General features: G+C 62.2%; 21 protein-coding genes and 1 tRNA gene. 9 read left to right on the forward strand and 13 right to left on the reverse strand.

Translation table 11 applies throughout. The features are described 5' to 3' along the window. The first annotated feature begins 54 nt into the window (after positions 1–54). Positions 55–1122 carry a ferrochelatase gene (locus ABIB36_RS18890; RefSeq protein ID WP_084348857.1) on the forward strand — a complete coding sequence of 356 codons (1068 nt, stop codon included), beginning with the start codon at positions 55–57 and terminating at the stop codon, positions 1120–1122. Here ABIB36_RS18890 and ABIB36_RS18895 read toward each other — a convergent pair. Next, positions 1119–1940, reverse strand: coding sequence for an Rv1486c family protein (locus tag ABIB36_RS18895; RefSeq protein ID WP_179142428.1), 822 nt, complete (start codon positions 1938–1940; stop codon positions 1119–1121). The genes ABIB36_RS18890 and ABIB36_RS18895 overlap by 4 nt on opposite strands. Positions 1941–2015: 75 nt before the next feature. Between ABIB36_RS18895 and ABIB36_RS18900 the strand changes: the two genes are divergently transcribed. The 3 genes from ABIB36_RS18900 to ABIB36_RS18910 are packed head-to-tail and all read left to right on the forward strand — an operon-like array spanning position 2016 to position 4496. Next, a complete protein-coding gene (locus ABIB36_RS18900; protein ID WP_354562567.1) occupies positions 2016–2825 on the forward strand; it encodes a DUF3097 domain-containing protein in 810 nt (269 codons plus the stop codon). 41 nt (positions 2826–2866) lie between these two features. Next, positions 2867–3298: an NfeD family protein gene (locus ABIB36_RS18905; RefSeq protein ID WP_084349008.1), complete on the forward strand. Its 432-nt coding sequence runs from the start codon at positions 2867–2869 to the stop codon at positions 3296–3298. Between the two features lie 4 nt (positions 3299–3302). After that, positions 3303–4496, forward strand: coding sequence for an SPFH domain-containing protein (locus ABIB36_RS18910; protein WP_084348858.1), 1194 nt, complete (start codon positions 3303–3305; stop codon positions 4494–4496). A gap of 85 nt (positions 4497–4581) precedes the next feature. Here the strand turns inward: ABIB36_RS18910 and ABIB36_RS18915 are convergent, their stop codons facing one another. The 3 genes from ABIB36_RS18915 to ABIB36_RS18925 all read right to left on the reverse strand — a co-directional run bounded on the left by ABIB36_RS18915 (position 4582) and on the right by ABIB36_RS18925 (position 6516). After that, the gene (locus ABIB36_RS18915) at positions 4582–5100 is read right to left on the reverse strand and encodes a hypothetical protein (RefSeq protein ID WP_084348859.1); all 519 of its coding nucleotides are present in this window, start codon (positions 5098–5100) and stop codon (positions 4582–4584) included. A 58-nt stretch (positions 5101–5158) separates the two neighbouring features. Then, the gene (locus tag ABIB36_RS18920; RefSeq protein WP_084348860.1) at positions 5159–5764 is read right to left on the reverse strand and encodes a hypothetical protein; all 606 of its coding nucleotides are present in this window, start codon (positions 5762–5764) and stop codon (positions 5159–5161) included. A 74-nt stretch (positions 5765–5838) separates the two neighbouring features. Continuing rightward, a complete protein-coding gene (locus ABIB36_RS18925) occupies positions 5839–6516 on the reverse strand; it encodes a TVP38/TMEM64 family protein (RefSeq protein ID WP_179142429.1) in 678 nt (225 codons plus the stop codon). Between the two features lie 165 nt (positions 6517–6681). On the opposite strand from ABIB36_RS18925, the gene mutA reads away from it, so the two are divergent. From mutA to meaB, 3 genes are read left to right on the forward strand one after another with little or no spacing between them, the layout of a single operon-like run. Continuing rightward, positions 6682–8556 (forward strand): methylmalonyl-CoA mutase small subunit, encoded by a 1875-nt coding sequence (gene mutA / locus ABIB36_RS18930; protein WP_354562383.1) that lies wholly within the window; start codon positions 6682–6684, stop codon positions 8554–8556. 3 nt (positions 8557–8559) lie between these two features. Then, the gene (gene scpA, locus ABIB36_RS18935) at positions 8560–10848 is read left to right on the forward strand and encodes a methylmalonyl-CoA mutase (RefSeq protein WP_084348862.1); all 2289 of its coding nucleotides are present in this window, start codon (positions 8560–8562) and stop codon (positions 10846–10848) included. Between the two features lie 15 nt (positions 10849–10863). Continuing rightward, positions 10864–11886: a methylmalonyl Co-A mutase-associated GTPase MeaB gene (meaB, locus tag ABIB36_RS18940; protein WP_354562380.1), complete on the forward strand. Its 1023-nt coding sequence runs from the start codon at positions 10864–10866 to the stop codon at positions 11884–11886. A gap of 49 nt (positions 11887–11935) precedes the next feature. On the opposite strand, the gene ABIB36_RS18945 is transcribed toward meaB, so the two are convergent. The 7 genes from ABIB36_RS18945 to ABIB36_RS18975 form a co-directional block, all read right to left on the reverse strand. After that, complete coding sequence (locus ABIB36_RS18945) at positions 11936–12967, reverse strand: nucleoside hydrolase (protein ID WP_084348864.1); 1032 nt, start codon at positions 12965–12967, stop codon at positions 11936–11938. Then, positions 12964–14358 (reverse strand): CoA transferase, encoded by a 1395-nt coding sequence (locus tag ABIB36_RS18950; protein WP_306294125.1) that lies wholly within the window; start codon positions 14356–14358, stop codon positions 12964–12966. Before ABIB36_RS18950 ends, ABIB36_RS18945 begins: the two co-directional genes overlap by 4 nt. After that, the gene (locus ABIB36_RS18955) at positions 14355–15626 is read right to left on the reverse strand and encodes a saccharopine dehydrogenase family protein (protein WP_354562376.1); all 1272 of its coding nucleotides are present in this window, start codon (positions 15624–15626) and stop codon (positions 14355–14357) included. The genes ABIB36_RS18950 and ABIB36_RS18955 overlap by 4 nt, the downstream gene beginning before the upstream one ends. Positions 15627–15681: 55 nt before the next feature. Continuing rightward, a complete protein-coding gene (locus tag ABIB36_RS18960; protein WP_084348865.1) occupies positions 15682–16056 on the reverse strand; it encodes a DUF2784 domain-containing protein in 375 nt (124 codons plus the stop codon). Positions 16057–16081: 25 nt separating this feature from the next. Next, complete coding sequence (locus ABIB36_RS18965; protein ID WP_354562374.1) at positions 16082–17578, reverse strand: glutamate-cysteine ligase family protein; 1497 nt, start codon at positions 17576–17578, stop codon at positions 16082–16084. A gap of 88 nt (positions 17579–17666) precedes the next feature. Then, positions 17667–19184 (reverse strand): SDR family oxidoreductase, encoded by a 1518-nt coding sequence (locus ABIB36_RS18970; protein ID WP_179142430.1) that lies wholly within the window; start codon positions 19182–19184, stop codon positions 17667–17669. Between the two features lie 124 nt (positions 19185–19308). Beyond that, positions 19309–19397 (reverse strand) — tRNA-Leu (locus tag ABIB36_RS18975). A 155-nt stretch (positions 19398–19552) separates the two neighbouring features. Between ABIB36_RS18975 and ABIB36_RS18980 the strand changes: the two genes are divergently transcribed. Both ABIB36_RS18980 and ABIB36_RS18985 read left to right on the forward strand, forming a co-directional pair. Then, the gene (locus ABIB36_RS18980) at positions 19553–20914 is read left to right on the forward strand and encodes a M20/M25/M40 family metallo-hydrolase (protein ID WP_084348868.1); all 1362 of its coding nucleotides are present in this window, start codon (positions 19553–19555) and stop codon (positions 20912–20914) included. Positions 20915–20931: 17 nt separating this feature from the next. Beyond that, positions 20932–21462: a YbhB/YbcL family Raf kinase inhibitor-like protein gene (locus tag ABIB36_RS18985; RefSeq protein WP_354562370.1), complete on the forward strand. Its 531-nt coding sequence runs from the start codon at positions 20932–20934 to the stop codon at positions 21460–21462. 63 nt (positions 21463–21525) lie between these two features. Here ABIB36_RS18985 and ABIB36_RS18990 read toward each other — a convergent pair whose 3' ends face one another. Both ABIB36_RS18990 and ABIB36_RS18995 read right to left on the reverse strand, forming a co-directional pair. Then, the gene (locus tag ABIB36_RS18990; RefSeq protein ID WP_084349012.1) at positions 21526–22599 is read right to left on the reverse strand and encodes a quinone-dependent dihydroorotate dehydrogenase; all 1074 of its coding nucleotides are present in this window, start codon (positions 22597–22599) and stop codon (positions 21526–21528) included. Between the two features lie 42 nt (positions 22600–22641). Continuing rightward, the gene (locus ABIB36_RS18995; protein ID WP_084348870.1) at positions 22642–22890 is read right to left on the reverse strand and encodes a DUF5703 family protein; all 249 of its coding nucleotides are present in this window, start codon (positions 22888–22890) and stop codon (positions 22642–22644) included. Between the last annotated feature and the right edge of the window lie 20 nt (positions 22891–22910).

Consider the following 22910-nt stretch of genomic DNA (forward strand, 5'->3'; position numbering starts at 1 on the left):
TTGCATGAGGCAACCTGAGCGAACCTGTTGTCTTCGAGCGCGCACAATGGGGACATGACCGAGTCTGCGGGTTTCGATGCCATCCTGGTTCTCTCCTTCGGCGGCCCGGAGGAGCCCGCCCATGTTCGGCCGTTTCTCGAAAATGTGACGCGCGGGCGTGGGGTCCCGCCCGAACGGCTCGACGAGGTAGTCGAGCACTACATGCACTTCGGGGGTGTGTCGCCGATCAATGCGCTCAATCGCGACATCATCTCTGCGCTGGAAGCTGTATTCGCCGCGGCCGGTGTCGACCTGCCGATCTATTTCGGTAACAGGAACTGGCATCCGATGGTCGAGGACACCGTCGCGCAAATGCAGTCGGACGGTATCGAACGTGCGCTGGTCTTTCCGACGTCGGCGTGGGGTGGGTATTCGGGTTGTCGCCAGTACCACGAGGATGTGGCCAGAGCCAGGGAAGCTGTCGGTGCCGACGCGCCCGACCTGGTGAAGATCAGACAGTATTACGACCATCCCTTGCTGATCGCTGCTTTCGCCGATTCGATTACGGCCGCGATGGATTCGCTTTCGGCCGCGAGCCGCTCGAAGGCAAGATTGGTGTTCACAGCACATTCGATACCGAGCGCCGCCGACGCCAATGCCGGGCCTCCGGCGGACGGTGGCCACCTCTACAGCAGGCAGGTGGAGGAAGCGTCCAGGCTCGCTGCGGCAGCTGTAGGTGTGGACGACTACGACCTCGTCTGGCAGTCGCGGTCAGGTCCGCCGCAGGTGCCGTGGCTGGAACCGGACATCTGCGACCATTTGGATGCGCTGTCGGGCAAGGGCGTAGAAGCGGTAGTGGTTTGTCCCGTGGGATTCGTCTCCGATCACCTCGAAGTCGTCTGGGACCTCGACACCGAGGCCGAGGAGAAGGCCAGAGAGCTGAATATGGCTTTCGCGCGAGCCTCTACACCGGGAACCGACCCACGGTTCGCGCAGATGATCCTCGAACTCGTCGAAGAGCATCTCAGCGACGCGACGCCGCGTGGAATCGGAAGTGTCCCGAAATATGGCTCGACACTCAACGGCAGCCGGTGCGCAATTCGATGCTGCGAGCAGCCCGTTCGCCCGGCACGCCCCAGCTAGCGGCCGGGCGCGCTGGACTCGATACTCGTCGAGAGTGCTATCGCACGAGCTTTTCTCACCGCAGCCCACAACGGTCTGATCAAATCCTCACGAGCGGCCGCTCCGAGTGCCGTGGCGGGTTCGGTCGGGGAAGAGTGTTGTGCCACCGAAAGAATGGCTGCCACGCGATCTGCCGACTCGAGCACTCGAAGTGCCCGCTCCGACATTTCCGACGGATAGCGGTGTCGGCCGAGATCGGCAAGCTCGGCGGCGATACGGGTTCGGGGGTCTCCCAGTTCGGTTCGAGTCGGTAGCGATTGAAGCGAACCGAGGGCTTCGACAGCGCCACGAACCGCTTCCCGCATGGCGTATTCGGCTTCTCCGAGGGTGAAGTCGCGTTGGGCACGCGGCGGCAGGACGATCGAGAACACCGTCCATCGGAGGACGTCCGGCCCCTCTGCGGTTGGTACGAGTCCCAGTCCTCGGGTCTCGGGATCGCCGACCAAAACGGCCTCTCCGGTCTGAATGGCCAGGCGCCCGAACGGACTCTTCGGTGACACGTTCGACGTGGCACCAGGATGGGGGAGGAGGAGTTCGATTGCGGGGTTGGTGCGGTCACTCGGTACCTGAGCGCGAATGAGGGTGAGTAGGCCTGCCACGCCCTCATCGCGAGGACTCGGCCATGGCAGCCCGGTCTCGAGCGCCGATTCTTGATCGCCGGCAACCGCCAGATGCATCGGTGCCCACTCCGCCATCGAATCGATCACGTTGTCGGGCGCGCTGAAACCGGCCAGCCACGAGCTGGCCCACACGGCAAGGCTTGCACTTGGAGAACTCACGACTTCCAAGCATAGGTCGGCGTGGCGACGCGCGCTCGGGCGTGGGGGTGGCTACCGTTGTCGGCCGTGACGAACATGTACGGCGAAGACATACTTTCAGGACACAGCCGCATGCGAAAGGTGCCTGTCCCGCAGGTGTCGGCCGAGCGCGGACTCGTCGTCGAGGACTCTGCTACCGGGTATTGCGGTGCGGTGATCGGGTTCGAGCGTACGTACGACGGCGATTTCGTACGCCTCGAAGATTCGGCTCGCACGACGCGGTTGTTCGCGTTGCGCGAAGCGGCATTTCTGATCGACGGCAAGCGCGTCACCCTCGTGCGTGCGACGGCATCTCCGAAGAAGGCCGAGTCGACGCGATCGGCTTCCGGCTCGACCAAAGTCGAGGGATTGCGTGCTCGTACCGCTCGCGCCAGCCGGATCTGGGTCGAGGGCGTGCACGACGCGGCCCTCGTGGAAAGTGTGTGGGGCCACGACCTCCGGGTAGAGGGAGTCGTCGTCGAGCACCTGGAGGGGCTGGACAATCTGGGCGAGCGCCTGGCCGAATTCGAACCAGGCCCTGGCCGGCGAGTGGGTGTCCTGGTCGACCACCTCGTCACGGGATCCAAGGAGTCGAAATTGACTGCCTCGCTCGGCCCACACGTACTTGTCACCGGCCACCCGTACATCGATGTGTGGGAAGCCGTCCGGCCGAAGGCTGTCGGAATCAGTGCGTGGCCGAAGATTCCCCGCGGTCAGGATTGGAAGACGGGTATCTGTCGCGAGCTCGGGTGGGGAACTCCGAAGGAGGGTTGGCGACATGTGTATTCGTCGGTCTCGTCGTTCCGAGATCTCGAAGCGCCGTTGATCGGAGCAGTCGAACAGCTGGTCGACTTCGTAACGGAGTAAGATCCGCCGCCCGATGTCCGATTTCTGGTTAGATGGAGGTTGTGGCGGCGATAATTTGGCTCATTGCAGGAATTGCACTCGCGGCGGCCGAAGCGCTGACGGGAGATTTCTTTCTGCTCATGATCGCCGGTGGTGCTCTTGCGACCGCCGGGATTTCGGCCGTCACGGACTTCCCAGTGTGGGCCGATGCAGTTGTGTTCGGACTCGTGTCCTTGGTGCTGGTGCTGGGTGTACGGCCGATGTTGTTGCGACGCTTCGCCGCTCCGCCCGCGCTCGCCACCAACGCTGCCGCGTTGTCGGGCAAGAGTGCGATTGTGCTCGAACAGGTTTCGGCGCACGAGGGTCAGGTGAAGCTCGGCGGCGAGGTGTGGACTGCGCGTCCCCTCGACGAATCCGAGGTCTACGCACCGGGAGTGACTGTGACCGTGATGGAAATAGACGGCGCTACTGCCGTCGTGTGGAGGGGACCGTAGTTTTATGACAGCACTGATCGTTCTCGGCGTCATCGTTCTTCTCGTCGTCATACTCGTGGCCAAATCCGTCTCGATCATTCCGCAGGCCGAGGCAGCAGTGATCGAGAGGCTCGGGCGGTACGTTCGCACCGTTTCCGGGCAGCTGACTTTCCTCGTACCGTTCGTCGACCGGATTCGAGCGAAGGTGGATCTGCGAGAGCGTGTCGTCTCGTTCCCGCCGCAACCGGTGATCACCAAGGACAACCTGACTGTTTCGATCGACACCGTTGTCTATTTCCAGGTCACGAATCCGCAGTCCGCGGTCTACGAAATCAACAATTATATTGTCGGCGTCGAGCAGTTGACCACCACGACGCTGCGTAACGTCGTCGGCGGCATGACGCTGGAAGAAACTCTGACGTCCCGTGATCAGATCAACGGCCAGTTGCGGGTCGTCCTCGACGAGGCGACGGGTCGATGGGGACTGCGGGTCGCACGCGTGGAACTCAAGAGCATCGATCCGCCTCCGTCGATCCAAGAGTCGATGGAGAAGCAGATGAAGGCGGACCGCGAGAAGCGGGCCACCATTCTTACGGCAGAAGGCCACCGCGAGTCCGCGATCAAGACCGCGGAGGGCGACAAACAGAGCCGCATCCTTGCCGCCGAGGGCGGAAAGCAAGCCTCGATTCTCACGGCCGAGGGCGAGCGTCAGTCTCGGATTCTGCGGGCAGAAGGCGACCGGGCCGCGAAGTATCTGCAGGCTCAGGGTCAGGCAAAAGCAATCGAGAAGGTATTTGCGGCCATCAAGGCAGGAAAGCCGACTCCGGAACTGCTTGCTTACCAGTACATGCAGACTCTTCCCCAGATGGCGCAGGGCGACGCCAACAAGGTGTGGATGATCCCGAGCGACTTCGGTGATGCGTTGAAAGGTTTTGCCAAGACCCTCGGAACACCAGGCGAGGACGGCGTTTTCCGTTATGAGCCCAGCTCGAGTACCGGCGACGAGCCCAAGGCTGCAGACGATTCCGACGAGGTTGCCGAGTGGTTCGAAACGAAAACGGACCCCGCAGTGGCCCAGGCGGTCGCTGCTGCCGAGGCGGTTGCCCGGACACCGGTCGATACCTCGTTAGCGCCTGACCCCAGTCTGACCAAGGGCACTGACGTCGGACAACTTCCTGCACCGCAGCCAGAGTCGGCTCCACCGGCAGAGCCGAACTAGGCCCCACACAGACTCAACAGGCTCGAATCATCCCTCGGCACGTCACTTGGTGGCGGCCGAGGGATGATGTGTATGTGCCCACAGTTCAGGTGGCGAGTGCCTGTCCGACGCCACAGACGGCAACCGCCCACATGACGCTGGCGAAAGTTCCGATGATGAACTGCTCGGACGCCGCGGACGCCTGGGATCCTCGCAGTTCGGGGTAGCGGGCAAGGCCTTTGACCGCCAGAACGATTGCAATGCCCTCGGGCCATCCGGCCAGAATGGATGCTGCGACTGCGGTGCGCTCGAGCACTCCGATCGTGCGCCCGCCGTGTAGTGGTTCTACGGGCGTGTCCGGAGTCGGTGTCCGGTCGCGTCGCGCCAAGCGGAAGACTTCGGCGACTATCGGCGACCCACCCACTACGGCCGCCAGAACGGTAACGACGTAGGTGGCGGCCAGGGCGAATCCTCGGGCCGGATCGGTGGTCGTGCCTACCGCTGCCGCCGAGGCCAACAACGTGAGAGATAGTGCGGCAGGCGCCCAACGCGGAACCGAGGCTCTCGACTGGAAGACCGAGGCCGTTGCCGACAGCCCCAGAAGTATCAGAGTCACCGCGATCATGAATTCCCCCTAGGTATTCCGTGCAGTGTTGCCGAGTGCGATCGATCGGACCGGAGATTCAGTGGTTTCCGATGGTGACGTCCAGTTCGGTGAGTAGTCGTTCGGCGAGGGCACGGCCGCTCGCCTCGATACTCCACCGAGCTACCGACAACCGTTGAGATATGGCCTGCTTGGTGATCCCGAGAGTCTCCGCCGCGCTTTTCTGCGTATGGCCGCGGGCCATCAGGTCCGTCGCCTCATGCCCTTGTTCTGTTCTGTCGGTGATGAGTAGTGCGATCAGTGTCAGTGCGGTCTCGGCATCTCGGCATGGCGTATCGAGATCTCGATTCGCAGCCGTGACGGCGACGGCGGCGGGAGCGTTCTTGGCACGGGTGACCGCGTCACGTGCTGCCTCGAAAGCCGGGCCCCGGCCGGCGCGTGTCGAGTCGGGCAGCGGCTCTTCGACCTGTCCGATGCCGATGCCGACGCTCCACGTGCCCAGTCTGACCAGTGTCAGCGTGAGGTCCACGACAGTGTGCGCGTCGGTTGCCACCGCCTGGATTTCATCGCCTGCAGTACGTTCGAAACCTCGAAGGAGGGGAGCGTTTCGCGTCAGTTCCAGCACGGCTTCAACTCTGTCGATATCGCGTCGGCTTCGACGTTGATCCACCGTCATTACGAACATGAGTCAAGCCTAGGTGCTTGATTTCTGATAGTCAACGTATAGAGGTTGATTAAGTAAAGTCAAGTTACAGGAGTTTACTTGGAGGATTCGGAATTCCTTTTCGGCAACCGAGTCGACGCCGAGAGGCGCCAATCGATGTAGAGGCCGCTCACCCCGGCAGCAATACACACACCGGAGAGCACGAGTAGTACTGCATTCGTGTGTCCGCCGATGGCGTCGCCGAGGACGACGATGCCCACCGTTCCCGGCGCCATGCCTATCGCGGTGGCCACGGCGAACGGTACGAGCCGAATCGAAGAAACGCCACAGCAGTAGTTGACGACCGAAAACGGAACCGGTGCGATCAGCCGGAGAGATCCCACCGCCAGCCATCCGCGTCGAATCAGACTGTCGTCGATCGCGCGAACGGCAGGATGGGTCATCCTCGCGGCGAACCACTCTCGACCGATTATCCGAACGAGTAACAATGCAAGAACGGCGCTGAGGGTCGACGCACCCACCGCGACAGCGATGCCGGTGACCGGACCGAACAGAACTCCGGCAGTGAGGGTGAACAGCGTTCGCGGCACAGGCGGAATGGTCACGATCGCGTGGACGAGAAAGAACACGAGCGGAAAGACGGGCCCGATCGACAGCGCCCAGTGCCGAAGCTGTTCTGCCGACAGATGAGGTGCCGACACCGCTGCTACTGCCAGGGTTGCGAGAAGAACCAGGATGCCGATCAACCGTGGATCTCGCAATCGCCTCGTCACGATCAACGAGCCTACCTGCGTCGAAGCGTTTCGCGCCGCGACCAAACTACCTCCGATTCGAACATGAGGTGATCCTCACGATACTGTCGGAGGGATCGGGTTTCACATCACAAAAGTCGCTATTGTCGACCGACTCTCGTCGATCGAGTTGAGGGAGCAGTCATCGTGCCCATTGCTTCACAAGAAGACGCCTCACGCACTGCGTATGCCGCCTGGCAGAAGGCGGTTGCCGGAGTTCTGGCGAAGTCGCGCAGAGTCGACGTCGCAGATCTGCCAGAGGATCCTGAGCGTCTCCTCGAGACCACGACCTACGACGGGGTGACGATCTCACCTCTCTACGGTTCTCGTGACGAGCACCCCGAGAACGCACTCCCTGGAGTGTTCCCTTTCGTACGTGGCCGGGATGCGGCCCGAGACGTCAACGCTGGGTGGAAGGTCAGTGCCAGGTTCGGTGTCGGTGAGTCGGACGCAGCGAAGGTCAACCGGTCGATACTGGACGGCTTGAACAACGGTGTCAGCGCACTCTGGCTCCGCGTCGGCGAGAGCGATCTTCCGGCAGCTTCGATCGCCGAAGCAGTCGACGGCGTCCTGCTCGATCTCGCACCGTTGGTCGTGGACGCCGGCAACGCCACCGAAGCAGCCGCTCACGCAGTGTTCGAATTGCTCGACCGGATCACCGCCGAGAATACGGAAGCGGTGGACATTCGATTGGGTGGTGCCACGCTCACCTCACAGTTCTCAGGGGCACCCGCACCCGAACTCGCAACACTCGTAGACCTGGCCGCACAGTCGGACGCCCGCGCAGAGACCGTTCGCGCGATCACCGTCGACGGCACCGTGTTCCACAACGCCGGAGCCGGCGATGCACAGGAACTCGGTGCAGCAGTTGCTGCCGGCCTCGAATACCTCCGTGCTCTGACGTCGAGTGGTCTCTCCATCGGAGATGCACTCGGGCAACTGGAGTTCCGCTTTGCAGCGACCGACGACCAGTTCCAGACGATCGCGAAGTTCCGCGCGGCACGCGTGTTGTGGTCACGCGTCGCGCAGGTATCCGGTGCGCCCGACGCCGGCGGCGCTCCGCAGCATGCGGTCACATCGGAAGCGATGATGTCGCAGCGCGATCCGTGGGTCAACATGCTTCGCACCACTTTGGCGGCATTCGGCGCGGGTATCGGCGGAGCCGACGCGATCACCGTCCTTCCGTTCGATGTGGCGCTGGAGGGGGGAGCGGCCGGAGTGTCGAAGACTTTCGCGGCGCGAATCGCAAGAAATACGCAGCTTTTACTCCTCGAGGAGTCTCATCTCGGGCGCGTTCTCGACCCGGGTGCCGGCTCTTGGTACATCGAGCAACTCACCGATGACATCGCCGAGAAGGCATGGGCTTTCACCCAGAAGATCGAAGCCGACGGTGGTTACCGTGCTGCACTCGAGTCGGGGACCCTCGCGTCGTCGATCGCGGAGACCAAAGCCGCTCGTGATTCCGATGTCGCTCACCGCCGGACGCCGCTCACGGGTGTCAACGAGTTCCCCAACCTGGCCGAGGCGCCGCTTGCGCCGGTAGGCCCGGAGCAGGCGGGCACAGCGCCACGGGTTGCTCGGTACGGAGCTGCTTTCGAAGCTCTACGTGACCGCTCGGATGCATATCTCGCCGAGCACGATGCGCGGCCACTGGCGCTGCTCGTGCCGCTCGGTTCGGTAGCCGAGCACAACGTACGGACGACTTTCGCTGCGAACCTATTGGCTTCGGGCGGAATCGAGTCGCAGAATCCAGGGCCGTTGACCGAGTCGAGCATCGCCGAAGCCGTACGCACGGCCGGCGCTCGTATCGCGGTCGTGTGCGGCACCGACAAGCGATACACCGAAGAGGCCTCGTCCGCAGTGAGCGCGCTCCGCGCTGCCGGCATCGAACGGGTACTTCTCGCCGGGCCCGAAAAGCTGTTCACCGATATCACCGGCCAAGGTCGGCCGGACGATTTCTTGACCGCCAAGGTCGACGCCATCGCAGTTCTGTCCGATCTTCTCACCAATCTGGGGGCCTGAGAAATGACCACCAACGAAGCCGAACCACGGGTAACTCATGTCATCGGTAGTTTCGCCGATGTTCCACTGAAGGATCCGCAGTCGCCGCCTCCGTCCTCGCCCACGGCCGAAGAAGCATCGGAGCACATTGCGGCGGGTGCAAAGGCAAACAACTACGCCGCCGAGCAGGTTGTGTGGTCGACTCCCGAAGGTATCGACGTCAAGCCTGTGTTCACCAAGGCCGATCGCGATGCCGCCGAAGCCGAGGGCTACCCGCTCGACAGCTATCCGGGCACGCCGCCGTTCATTCGTGGGCCCTACCCGACGATGTATGTCAACCAGCCGTGGACGATTCGTCAGTACGCCGGATTCTCCACTGCGGCGGAATCGAATGCGTTCTATCGGCGAAATCTCGCAGCCGGACAGAAGGGTCTGTCGGTTGCGTTCGATCTGGCGACCCACCGCGGGTACGACTCGGATCATCCGCGCGTACAAGGCGATGTGGGTATGGCCGGTGTAGCGATCGATTCGATCTACGACATGCGGCAGTTGTTCGACGGTATCGATCTCGGCAGCGTCTCGGTATCGATGACGATGAACGGTGCGGTGCTTCCCATCCTCGCGCTGTACGTCGCTGCGGCCGAGGAGCAGGGCGTCGGGCCGGAGAAACTTGCCGGGACCATTCAGAACGACATCCTCAAAGAGTTCATGGTCCGCAACACCTATATCTATCCGCCGAAACCGTCGATGCGGATCATCTCGGACATCTTCGCGTATTCGAGTGCGAATATGCCGAAGTACAACTCGATCTCGATCTCGGGCTATCACATCCAAGAGGCCGGTGCGACAGCCGATCTCGAATTGGCGTACACCCTTGCCGACGGCGTCGAGTACATCCGCGCCGGACTGGCCGCGGGAATGGACATCGATACGTTCGCGCCTCGGCTTTCCTTCTTCTGGGCCATCGGGATGAACTTCTTCATGGAGGTTGCCAAGCTGCGTGCAGGCCGGTTGCTGTGGGCAGAGTTGGTGGCGAAATTCGAGCCGAAGAGCGCCAAATCGTTGTCACTGCGCACACATTCGCAGACTTCAGGATGGTCTCTGACTGCCCAGGACGTGTTCAACAACGTCGCACGCACGTGTGTGGAGGCGATGGCCGCAACCCAGGGGCACACGCAGTCGCTACACACGAACGCACTCGACGAAGCACTGGCGCTGCCTACTGACTTCTCAGCTCGAATCGCCCGTAACACGCAGTTGTTGATTCAGCAGGAGTCGAACACGGTACGACCGATCGACCCGTGGGGCGGCTCTCACTACGTCGAATGGCTCACTCACCAGCTCGCGAACCGCGCACGGGCACACATCGCCGAGGTCGAAGCCGCAGGAGGAATGGCGCAGGCTATCGGCGAAGGCATTCCGAAATTGCGGATCGAGGAAGCAGCTGCACGAACCCAAGCGCGTATCGACTCCGGGCGCCAGCCGCTCGTCGGCGTCAACAAGTACGTGCCGGACGAGCCCGACACCATCGAGGTTCTCAAGGTCGAGAACTCGAAGGTCCGCAAAGAACAGATCGACAAACTGAAGCGCCTGCGCGAGGAAAGAAACACCGAAGAGGTGGAGGCTGCGTTGGCGAACCTGACGCGTGCAGCGGCGTCCGACGAGCCCGGTATGGAAAACAACCTGCTGAATCTGGCGATCGACGCTGCCCGCAAGATGGCCACGGTCGGAGAGATTTCCGACGCACTCGAGAAGGTTTACGGGCGGCATCAGGCCGAAATCCGGACAATCAGTGGTGTGTACCGCGACGAAGCAGGAAAGTCCGAGAACCTGATCAAGGCGACAGAGTTGGTGGAGAAGTTCTCCGAGGACGAAGGTCGACGTCCCCGCGTTCTGGTGTGCAAGATGGGCCAGGACGGCCACGATCGTGGCCAGAAGGTCATTGCGACTGCGTTCGCCGATATCGGATTCGACGTCGACGTCGGACCGCTGTTCCAGACTCCTGAAGAGGTTGCGCGGCAGGCGGCCGACAACGACGTACACGTCGTCGGTGTGTCCTCACTCGCCGCAGGCCACTTGACGTTGGTGCCTGCACTTCGGGAAGCGCTCGCAGCAGTCGATCGGCCCGACATCATGATCGTCGTCGGTGGCGTCATCCCGCCCGGCGACTTCGAGGAGTTGTATGCCGCAGGCGCTGCCGCGATCTTCCCGCCCGGGACGGTCATCGCCGATGCCGCTATCGGGCTTGTCCAGAAGATCTCCGAACAGCTCGGTCACGGCAACGGGCCGGAGCCGCAAGAGGCGACGGCGTGATCGCGACGTACTCGGATGAGTAGCGCGACCAGAACGCCGCTGAATATCGATATCGACGCAGTGGCGAAGTCGGTCCTCGCCAATGATCGTTCCGGGCTTGCTCGGGCGATCACGTTGGTCGAGTCGACGCGAGCGAATCATCGCGACCTGGCACAGCAACTGCTTCTGCAACTGCTGCCGAAGGCCGGTGGCGCGCATCGCGTCGGCATCACCGGAGTTCCCGGGGTAGGGAAGTCGACGTTCATCGACGCGCTCGGCATGCGGTTGATCGAACAGGGTCATCGGGTCGCGGTCTTGGCCGTCGATCCCTCGTCCACCCGTACCGGTGGGTCGATTCTGGGCGACAAGACCAGAATGGCTCGGCTGTCGGTGGAGAAGGACGCCTACATTCGGCCTTCTCCGACGTCCGGCACTCTCGGGGGAGTGACGCGGGCGACCCGCGAGACCATCGTGCTACTCGAAGCCGCTGGATTCGACGTGATCCTCGTCGAGACCGTCGGTGTCGGTCAGTCGGAGGTGTCGGTTGCCAACATGGTGGACTGCTTCGCGTTCTTGACTCTGGCCAGGACCGGAGATCAGTTGCAGGGCATCAAGAAGGGTGTCCTCGAGCTCGCCGATCTGGTAGCAGTGAACAAGGCCGACGGCAAACACATCATGGAGGCCAAGAGCGCGGCGAGGGAGTTGGCCGGCGCGCTTCGGATGATCTATCCGCACGATGCGATGTGGAAGCCACCGGTTCTCACTATCAGCGCGATGGAAGGGACCGGGCTCGACGACTTCTGGAACACCGTTCTCAGACATCAGCAGGTGCTCACCGATGCCGGTGAGTTCGCCGAAAAGCGTCGACGCCAGCAGGTCGACTGGATGTGGACGATGGTCAACGATCAGATGCTGCGCCGGATCGCACAGAATCCTGCGGTGAAAGCTATTCGTCTCGGCGTCGAAGAGCGTGTTCGCGACGGATCTTTGACTGCGGCATTGGCAGCGCAGGAGTTGCTCGATACCTTCGATGCTGCCGCGCCGCCCGCGTGGACGTAGTTCGACCGTGAACATCCTGTACCCCTGACCGTGCCGAGGAATCGGTAGCTCAGGGGTACAGGCGTGCGGCCATCGCTCCGATGCGTTCGATCAGGTCGTCGAAGAATGCTTCCGGATCTGTTGTCGATGCGATGGCTGCGTTGAGCGGGCGGCCCCACATCCCTCTCCAGTCCGCGACCGTTGTTCCGCGGGTGAGGGTTCCGTCCAGTTCGATATCGACGGTGGCTGTGCGCAGGGTTGCGATCGCGGGATTCAGGGCTACGGCAGCGACGAACGGATCGTGCATGTGCGCCAGGAATCCTTGGTCGTGATCGCGATGAAACTTCATGTAGAAGCGGACTGCATCGGAAAGGTGGCGCACTACCGCGTTGGACGCGGTGGATCTGATATCGGATCCATCTGTCTCCGAAATGATCTCGCGCGGTGTACTTCCCGCGCGTTCGGCCAACCGCGCGATGTGGTGGGGGAGCATTTCGATGGTTTCGGTGATGTCGAGTGGACACACGATGGGAAGACGTGCCTCTGGAAGGCCGGAGAATGCCGCGAACACTTCCGATGCTGCCTCCGGATCGACTGCGATATTCCATTCGCTTGTCGGTGTCGTGTTACCGGGGTGCTGAAATGCCCCACCCATCAACACGAGTCGCTTCAACAGTCGCGGGAGGTCTGGATCGATGCGAACAGCCTGTGCGAGATTGGTCATCGGCCCGGTGACCAATCCGACGATCTCGCCTGGCCGTTCGCGTACCAGTTCCACCCAGGCAGTTGCTGCATCACGGTTCGACAGTGAGCGATCGGAAACCGGAAGGTCGGCGTACCCGACGCCGCGTGGGCCGTGCGTTTCTTCGGTCGTCATGAGCGGGGAAGCCAGCGGCACCTGTGCACCCAGCGTCACCTCGATGTTGGTTGCCTTGCACAGGTCGAGCCACGCCAAGTTGTTTGCAGCCACCTGGTTCACCGAAACGTTGCCTGCGGTCGATGCGATCGACAGGATCTCGGCCTCGGGGCTGGCCAACAGGTAGAGCAGAGCCAGGGAGTCGTCGATTCCGGTGTCGACGTCGACGATCAGTGGAATGGTCATGCGGAAGTGGGTCCTCTGTCGTCGTCGAAGCTCGGGGCGTGCGAACCGAGCGGGTGTGCTGGAAACGGGTAGTCGCTGTAGTCCGCGAGCGCAGGTAAGGCCGTCGTCGTAGATCCGTGTGTGACGGTGGAGTCCGGTCCGGGTAACGACGCAGCGTCAGGGTGTTCGGTCCGACCTCCTGCGGAGGTGAGCCAGGACGCGGTTCGCGCCAGTGACACCGATACATCGCAGCCTGATCCCGACGTGCGTGTCGCGGTGAGTGCATCCACGATGCCCGCGGCCAGAAGGTAACCACTGGCATGATCGAGTGCCTGCGCGGGCAGGGTGCCAGGATGGTTCTCGGATCCCTCGATCACCGCTATCCCGCTCGCGGCTTGGACGATGCTGTCGAAACCACGCTGGAGCCACGAAGCGCTTTCCCTAGCACCGTGCCCCCACGCCGAGACCGATCCACACACGATCCCCGGCCGAAACGAGCTGGGTAGGAAGCCGAAGTTCTCGATGGCGCCCGGTCGGTAACCTGAGAGAAAGACATCGGACTGGGCGCACAAGTGTCGAGCCGTATTCAATCCTTCAGCAGTTTTCATATCGAGTAGGGCGCTACGTTTGCCCTGGCCGTTTTCCATGTGTTGCCACCCGATCTCGGGCAGGTCGGGTGGGTCGATGCGCAGAACACTCGCGCCGAGAAGCGCAAGGGCGCGCGATGCAACGGGACCTGCGATTACGCGGGTCGAGTCGAGTACCCGAAGTCCTCGCAGCGGATGCTGTTGTGTCGCAGCGAAGTTGAAGCGTGGCGCGGCATCGGATCGAGGAATGGATCGAACGAGAGGCTCGGACGCAACCGCTGCGCCTACCTCGTGTTCGGCCCACTCCTGCTCGGTGCGGACCCGGACCGCTATCGCGCCGGCGCGTGCGCATCTGCCCTCGATGATGTCGCTGTCGAGCGATCCGATGCGTGTCCGGGCTGCGTCCACGGTGGCTGCTTCGTCGAGGCCGATCGCCCGCAACAGCGCACGTCGATGGTGCGGATAGTTGGCGTGCGTGCGTACCCAACCGTCCGCGCATTCGAAGAACCCGGAGAGTTCGGCAAAGGCGAGTACCGGCTCACCGTTTTCCCGGTACATGCGGTCACCGCTGAAGGACGCGGAAATGCGATCAGGGCTGAGTTTCCATGCAGTGGTATCGAGTCCCACGCTTCGCCGATACCGATCCACTGATGACGCGAACGCTGCGACAGCACCGGATGCGAGTTCGCGTACCGGCAAGACCGCCGACAGTCGATCGCCCCACGGCGCCGTCACGAACTCGCTGCCGTGGCCGGACACCCCCACCGATTTCTCGTACGCCCGCACGAGATCGGTGTAGGCATCGGTCCCGTCCGCTACCGTCACTCCTTGCGAGCCCAGATTTCCAGACCCGCATCCTGGAGGCGAGTCACCAGTGCATCACCGATTCCTGTTGCCGGAGTGAGTACTCCAGCAGCCTCGGGCAGGCTGTCGCGGTTGTGGACAAGAGCGAGTGCTGACTCGCTGAGCATCACCGCGGTGGCCTTGTAGCCTGGATCGCCGTCGGCCTTCACTCGCGACCGGTATCGAGCACCGGACGTCGTGGTCGTGTACACGTCCATCGTGAAGTGACCGTTCTCCTGCGCCTGGGTGCTCGGCCCCTTGCCGGGCTCGGGCAGGATGCGGTCGAGAAGCTTGCGGGGCAGAATTGTCATTCCCACCAACGCGGCGCCGAGCCCGACGGAGACTGCACCGGCAACGACGGGAGACGCGAACGAGGTGCCGACATTCATCACCTCTCGGTAACGAAACTGCTTGCCGTAAGCCCAATCTCGAAGAGCATTGCTTCGCCGGACGACGCGGGTGTTGTACGACGCCATGAAGAACGGCGCTTTCCATCCTCGAACGCTGGGGGAGATCTGGGTGCCGTTGACGACCTGGGCATCGAGTTGGCGACCGAAGTCGGTCTCGAGGCTACGGTCCGGACTCAGAGAATAAGGGCGAGCGGCAAGCCTGCGAAGTTTGCCGTCTTTCTTCATCTCGGCGAGTTGTGTCCGAACCGAGTCGACGGTACCGCCGCTGACGCCGCCGCGCATCGAGGAGACCACGAGGGTGGTGTCGGTCAGTTCACCGGCGCCATCGGCGACGACGGCTGCGTGCAGGACGTGGACACCGATATCGGAGGGGATCGAGTCGAACCCACAGGAATGGACGATGCGGGCGCCCGACTTCTGGGCGATCTCGTGGTTTTTGTCGATACTTTGACGAGCGAAAAGCACTTCACCGGTCAGATCGACGTAGTCGGTGCCGGCGAGAGCACATGCGGCAGCCAGCGGCTGTCCGAACTTCGCGTAGGGGCCGACGGTAGTGATCACGACACGAGTGGACTCGGCGAGAGCTTGGAGCGCCTCTTCGTCCGCAGCGTCGGCCTCGACGATGGGCCACTGCGCTGCAGCGGAGGGGAGAGTGCGTCGAACCGCCTCGACACGGGAAGCAGACCGGCCGGCAAGAGCTACGGCCGTACCTTCCGGTGCGTGGCGGGCCAGATAGTCGGCAGTAAGACGCCCGACGAAGCCTGTTGCGCCGTAGACGACGATGTCGTACAAGCGGGTTGTGTCAGCAGTCTCAGCGGGTTCGGGAACACTCGAAGTCATGTACTCGACAGTAACGTGCATCACGGCAAGAGTCGACGACGCCCACCATCCTCGATCAGCTCGCGCTGAAGTGCCGCGACCGTGATCGGAGCAGCACAAACCCTGCCCACGAGATGGCGACGGCGCAGATTGCCGCAAACCGAACCACGCCGAGCATGCTTTCGGGGTAAATGACCCCGGTGAGGTAGTAGTCGATGAAACCAGTAGAGGGAAGTGCAGATTCGCCCGAACGCACTCGGGCCCAGCTTTCGAGTTGGGTCAGTGGGCAATCGACGCCGATCACTATCGAGACGAACCCCCACGCCACTGCGACGCCGTGGAGCCAGATCGTGCGTCGATAACGCCAGGCGAGAAACCCGCCCGCGACGACATACACGACGAACGCGAGGTGCGCCGCTACCGTGATGTCGGCCAGCGCCCGGAACATCATGAACCGATCCTATGCCCCCAGCTGGTCAGAAAGACCAGGTGTGGACCGGTTCGCCTTCGTTCATCAACGTGATGTAGTCACCGAGCATCCCGGCCAACGCGGACTCTCGGTCCTCTCCGGCACGCTCGCGTGCCACTACTGCCTCGCGTTGCCAGACCGAGCCCGAACGTCGAGCCAAGCAGCGACCCTCGATTATGCCGAGATACTTTTCGCGCACGGTGACATCCACGCCGTAGGACGCGAGCCCGGCGTCGGCCATCGGCAGTAGCCGTCGAAGGACCAATTCCTGCGGACTCACCGAACCTACTTCCGGCCAGTAGAGCCGAGAGTCGAATCCACTTCGAGCTGCTGAATGCAAGTTTTCCTCAGCTGCATCGAACGACATCTGCGACCACAGTGGCCTGTCGGCGTCAGCTAGCGAACGGACGGTCCCGTAGTAGAACGCGGCATCGGCCAGCGTGTCCACGATCGACGGGCCGGCGGGAAGCACCCTGTTCTCGAGGCGAATGTGGTGACCGCCGGAAGAGCGATCGTAGATAGGCCGATTCCAGCGGTAGACGGTCCCGTTGTGCATGCGCAACTCGGACAGGTTCGGTGTCACGCCCTCGGCCAACGCTGCCAGTGGATCCTCGTCGCTGCAGACCGGCAGCAGCGCTGGGAAGTATCGTGAGTTCTCCTCGAACAGGTCGAAGATCGAGGTGATCCATCGTTCACCGAACCAGACCCTCGGCCGCACTCCCTGATTCACCAATTCCTTCGGCCGGGTGTCGGTTGCCTGCTCGAACAACGGGATACGCGTCTCGTGCCACAGTGCACGGCCGGCAAGGAACGGTGAATTGGCCGCGAGCGCCACCTGTACGCCGGCGAGCGCCTGCGCGGCATTCCAATGCGAGGCGAATTCCTCCGGGGCCACCTGCAGGTGGAGTTGCACCGACGTGCAGGCCGCTTCGGGCAGGATCGTGTCCGTGATCGCCGAAAGATTCTCGGCAGAATCTGCTCCGGGTAGTCGGACCCCGAGGATATCGAGTTCGATATCCTCGCCGCGGGCAGCAAAGATCTGTTGGTTGAGCAGGTCGTACCTGGGATTCGCCGACAACCAGCGATGTTCGAAGTGCTTCTCGGTCAACGTCGGAAGCATCCCGATCATCGCGAGTCTGCTACCCGAGGAACGTGCACGCTCGTCAGCAGAATTGAGTGAAGTCCGCAGATTGCGTTCGAGATCTTCGATGCTGGCGCCGCGCAACGGCTGTGGTGCAACATTGATTTCGATGTTGAACTGGCCGAGTTCGGTCTGATAGTCCGGGTCGGCAATCGCGTCGAGGACGGTCGCGTTGGCCATCGCAGGTGCCATGGCGTCGTCGACGAGATTGAGTTCGATCTCCATCCCTATTTGCGGCTGCCCGACCTCGAATGTCTGCTCCGCGAGCATGGTCGCGAGTGCATCGAGGCAGTCCTGAACCTTCTGTCGGAATCGATGACGGTCCTCCCTGGTGAACTTCCGCTGTTCGACATCGTCGCCCATACCCCAACCACCTATCCGTCACCACGCCCGAGACCGAATCTTCGCAAACCGGTATTCCCTCGAGTGTCGCAGCACAAACGTGTCGACATCACCAGGGTGAGGGGCCGTAGTCCTTGAGGAACTGGCCGTACAGATCGATACCCGCCTCGCCTTGCACGATTGGGTCGTAGACACGTGCCGCACCGTCGACAAGATCGAGTGGCGCGTGGAATCCCTCGTCCGCCAACCGCATCTTCGTCGGGTGGGGTCGCTCGTCGGTGATCCACCCGGTATCGACGGCGCTCATCAGGATTCCGTGATCGAGCATTTCTTTGGCGCTAGTTCGGGTGAGCATATTGAGTGCGGCCTTGGCCATGTTGGTGTGCGGGTGCCCGGGACCCTTGTAAGCCCGACTGAACTGCCCCTCCATCGCCGAGACGTTCACGATGTACTTGCGGCGGGCAGTCGAGGCTTCCATGGCTGCGCGCAGACGGGAGACCAAAATGAACGGTGCCACCGAATTGCAGAGCTGAACTTCGAGCAGTTCCACCGGATCGACCTGCTCGACGGTGTGTATCCAACTGTTCGTATCTGCCAGATCCGGCACGAGTCCACCGGCGTCGATAGCGATGCCCTGGTCGATTCGATCAGCGCTCGCCGATCCCGCAACCAACGCAAGAGATGCGACGGCCTCGGCGGTGAGAGATTCTCGACCGCCCGCCGTGATAGCGGTCTCCGGCAGCGAACTCGCCAGCGACGCGGGATGCGCATCACTCGTCGTGCCGAACTTGGTTACTTCCGGCCGAGACCCGGCTGGGATGAAGTCCAGGGACAGCGGTGTCGACTCACCGTCTGCGAGCGCACTGTATGCACCTGCCGAGCGCTTCACCGTTTGCGCTGCGTTGTTGACGAGGATGTCGAGTGGTCCATGAGCGGCAACCGAATCTGCAAGTGCGACAACCTGAGCCGGGTCACGCAGATCGATTCCGACGATACGGAGCCGGTGGAGCCACTTGTCACTGTCCGGCATCGCCGCGAATCTGCGGACGGCATCATTGGGGAAACGCGTCGTGATCGTCGTATGAGCGCCGTCCCGCAGCAGGCGCAGCGCGATGTACATGCCGATCTTGGCTCGCCCGCCGGTGAGAAGCGCGGTGCGCCCGGTCAGATCGGTAGTTGCATTACGTTTGCTCCGGTTCAATGCTGCGCAGTCCGGGCAAAGCTGATGATAGAACGAGTCGACCAGTGTGTAGCGCTGCTTGCAGATGTAGCAAGGGCGAGGGCGAATCAAAGTGCCTGCGAATTCGGTTTCGGTCCGCGAGGTCAGAGATATGCCCGCGGTCTCGTCGTCGATGCGATCCGGTGACCCGGTGGCGGTTGCTTCGACAACTGCCCGATCGGCATCCGACTTGGCCGAACGTGCAGCGACACGGCGTGCTCGTTTCAGGTCCTTGAAAAGTTGCCCCGAGGCGCGTTGCACAGCGATCGAATCAGGATGATTCTTATCCAGCGACCCAGCCTGGGCGATGACACGGAGGCAGATCGCGAGATCGGCCGGCTCGATCGCCGAGCACTCGGTCGACGAGCCGAGCAACTCCGAATCGACAACAGCGTTCCCGTCGACCATCCGTCTTCCTCTCCTTGCTACGTGCGAAAACGACATAAGCCCCGATTCCGGGGAATCGGGGCTTATGTCGTCTGTCTCAACGCAGAACTTCTGGAACTCGCACACAAGATCTTGTGCAATTCCCTGGTGTCCGAGGGGGGACTTGAACCCCCACGTCCGTTAATAGGACACTAGCACCTCAAGCTAGCGCGTCTGCCATTCCGCCACTCGGACCAGTTGTGCACTGCAATTACCAGCAACACGGTGTACACATCTTGTTCGCACGCCTGCTCGCTGCGTGCTGGACAAAGATATACGACGGGTGGCCTATCGCCCAAATCCCCACGTCAGTTCGCCCGTAGCCGCGGCTCGGGTGGTAGGAAAGTGGGGTGTCTTCCGCCGATCATCCCCATCCCGACCCTGTCCCGACGACCGCGCTCGACGAGGTCGTCGACCTCGTCAGCTCTTTGATCAGATTCGACACCTCCAACACCGGTGAACTCGAAACGACCAAGGGGGAAAAGGAGTGCGCCGAGTGGGTGGCGCAGAAACTTCGCGAGGTCGGTTACGAGACCGAGTACGTAGAATCCGGTGCCCCCGGTCGTGGGAATGTATTCGCCACGTTGCCGGGCTCGGACCCGAGCCGCGGAACCTTGTTGATCCACGGGCATCTCGACGTCGTTCCGGCAGAGCCTGCGGATTGGAGTGTGCATCCGTTCTCCGGCGCTGTCGAAGACGGGTACGTGTGGGGTCGCGGCGCGATCGATATGAAAGACATGGTCGGCATGGCGCTGGCACTGGCGCGACAATTCAAATCCAACGGCACTGTCCCGCCGCGAAACATTCTCTTCGCCTTCCTGGCCGACGAAGAGAACGGTGGGAAGTACGGCTCGCAGTGGCTCGTAGAGCATCGTCCCGACCTGTTCGAAGGTGTCACCGAAGCCGTCGGCGAGGTCGGTGGCTTCTCGTTGACCGTCGCCAGACCTGACGGCACCGAGAAGCGGCTGTACATGGTCGAGACCGCAGAGAAGGGTCTCGGCTGGATGAAACTTACTGCGAAGGCGCGAGCCGGACACGGGTCGTTTCTGCACGACGAGAATGCGGTGACCTATCTGGCAGAAGCTGTGGCCAAGCTCGGCAACCACACATTCCCGTTGGTGATCTCCGATTCGGTAGCGGAGTTCCTCGCAGCAGTGGCCGAGGAAACCGGACTCGATTTCGACCCGACCAGCCCGGATCTCGACGGCACTTTGCTCAAACTCGGCAGCATCGCGCGGATCGTGGGCGCCACGCTGCGAGATACCGCCAACCCGACGATGCTCAAAGCTGGATACAAGGCGAACGTGATTCCGCAGACCGCCGAGGCGATGATCGATTGCCGGGTGGTCCCCGGGCGTCAGGCCGCGTTCGAGCGGGAAGTGGACGAACTGATCGGGCCCAACGTCGAACGCGAATGGGTCACCAAGCTCGACTCCTACGAGACGACATTCGACGGGCACCTTGTCGACGCCATGAACGACGCGATACTTGCACACGACGAGAACGGACGTACGGTTCCGTACATGCTGTCGGGTGGTACGGATGCAAAGGCCTTCGCGCGCTTGGGTATTCGATGCTTCGGTTTTGCGCCGCTCAAATTGCCGCCCGAACTCGACTTCGCAGCCCTGTTTCACGGCGTGGACGAGAGGGTACCGGTCAGTTCACTGGAGTTCGGTACACAGGTGTTGGAACACTTTCTGCTGCACAGCTGAATCGAAAGGATCTTTTGATGGCGTACAACCCTTACGACGCACTTCCCGCACTGCCTTCCTTCGAACTCACCTCGGAGGATGTGGAGGACGGTGGAACTCTCGATAGCCAGCAGTTGAGTGGAATCATGGGCGCCGGCGGCCACGATAATTCACCGCAACTGTCCTGGTCCGGGTTTCCCGAAGGCACCAAAAGCTTTGCGCTCACCGTCTTCGACCCGGACGCACCGACGGCCTCGGGTTTCTGGCACTGGGCGGTGGCGAACATCCCAGTCGACACGACTTCGCTCGTCGCGGGTGCCGGTGACGACGGCGGTACGGGTGTGCCTAGTGCTGCTGTCACGTTGAAGAACGATGCGGGTCTGTTTCGGTACATCGGTGCGGCACCTCCAGCGGGTCATGGACCGCACCGCTACATGTTCGTGGTCCATGCGGTCGACGTCGAGCGACTGGAAGTGGACGAAACGGCAACGCCGGCGTTTCTCGGTTTCAACCTGTTCTCACACGCGATCGGACGAGCTGTCCTGACGGGTGTCTACGAGGCTCGATAGGGCCCAGTGCACAAGAAAGGCCGTGCTGTGCGGATCGTCGCACAACACGGCCATTTTGCTGTGTCAGCTGCGGCGGTGATCCGATCCGACCGCGTCCGACAACGAGGTGAATCCGTGCGCTCGCAATCGGAGGGCAATTCCCTTGTTGATTCGACGCATCCAGAACGGGCCCCCATAGATGAAACCGGTGTAACCCTGGATCAGTGACGCGCCCGCGGTGATGCGTTCCCACGCTTGATCCACCGACTCGATCCCACCGACCGAGATGATGGCAATGCGTGTCCCCACTCGGGCGTACAGCCGTCGTAGAACCTCGAGCGAGCGGTCGGCCAACGGTGCTCCGGACAAACCACCTGCCCCGATGGACTCGACTTCCTCGGCCGAAGTGCGCAGACCCGACCTGTCGATCGTCGTATTGGCCGCGACGATCCCGTCGAGTCCCAACTCGACTGCAAGGTCGGCGACGGCGTCTATGTCCTCATCGGACAGATCGGGTGCGATCTTCACCAGGATGGGAACCGTGACGACACTTTGCACAGCCTCGAGGATGGGCCGTAGAGACGCGACAGCCTGAAGATCCCGCAAGCCTGGAGTGTTCGGCGAGCTGACGTTCACCACCAAGAAGTCGGACAGTGGCCCGAGCAGCGTTGCGCTTGCGGTGTAGTCGGCAGCGGCGTCGGCGGGGAGCGTGACCTTGGTCTTCCCGATGTTCGCGCCGATCGGTACACCGCCTCGGCGGTTCCGCAGCACGTTGGCGGCGTTGCCGGCGCCGTGGTTGTTGAAGCCCATTCGGTTGATCAGAGCGCGGTCCGCAGGCAGCCGAAACAGCCGGGGAGTCGGATTGCCGGGCTGCGGTTGTGCGGTGACCGTGCCCACCTCGGCGAACCCGAAGCCCAGTGGCCCCCAGGCATCCACACCGTCCGCGTTCTTGTCGAAGCCGGCAGCAAGACCGAGTGGCCTGGGGAAGTCCACGCCGAAAACTGTGCTTCGAAGTAGTGGATCGTCGACGACGAATACTCGCGAGAGAAGCTTTCTCGTCGGTGTGAAGGCCGTCAGCGTGCGCATGGTCGCGAACGCGAGATGGTGGATTCGCTCCGGCTGCAGCAAAAACATCAACCGAAGCAGTGCGCTGTACAAGGTCTGGCCCACGGTTCTTCTTTCCGTCTTGGTACTCGGGTCTCATATTCCAGGATCGGGTATGTGCTGGGCAGATTTCTTTCGCTTGAGCAGCACCCGCCGACTTCCATCGGTATACACGCGCATGCGTGAGAGTTCCCAACCGCCGAACTCGGCCTGGATCGCAAGCCGCATCGAGGCCGTCACCCGTGTGACATCCGGCGGTAGGCGGAGTGGAACGTATTCCCACTCCTCGGATGTCAGGTCCCACTCTCGCGGGAAGCGCCCGCTCCCGTAGCTGTTCTTCGACACCGTGGGTTATCGCCTCGACT

Origin of the sequence: Rhodococcus sp. UYP9 (genome assembly GCF_040547235.1) — a bacterium.
Taxonomy (GTDB): domain Bacteria; phylum Actinomycetota; class Actinomycetes; order Mycobacteriales; family Mycobacteriaceae; genus Rhodococcoides.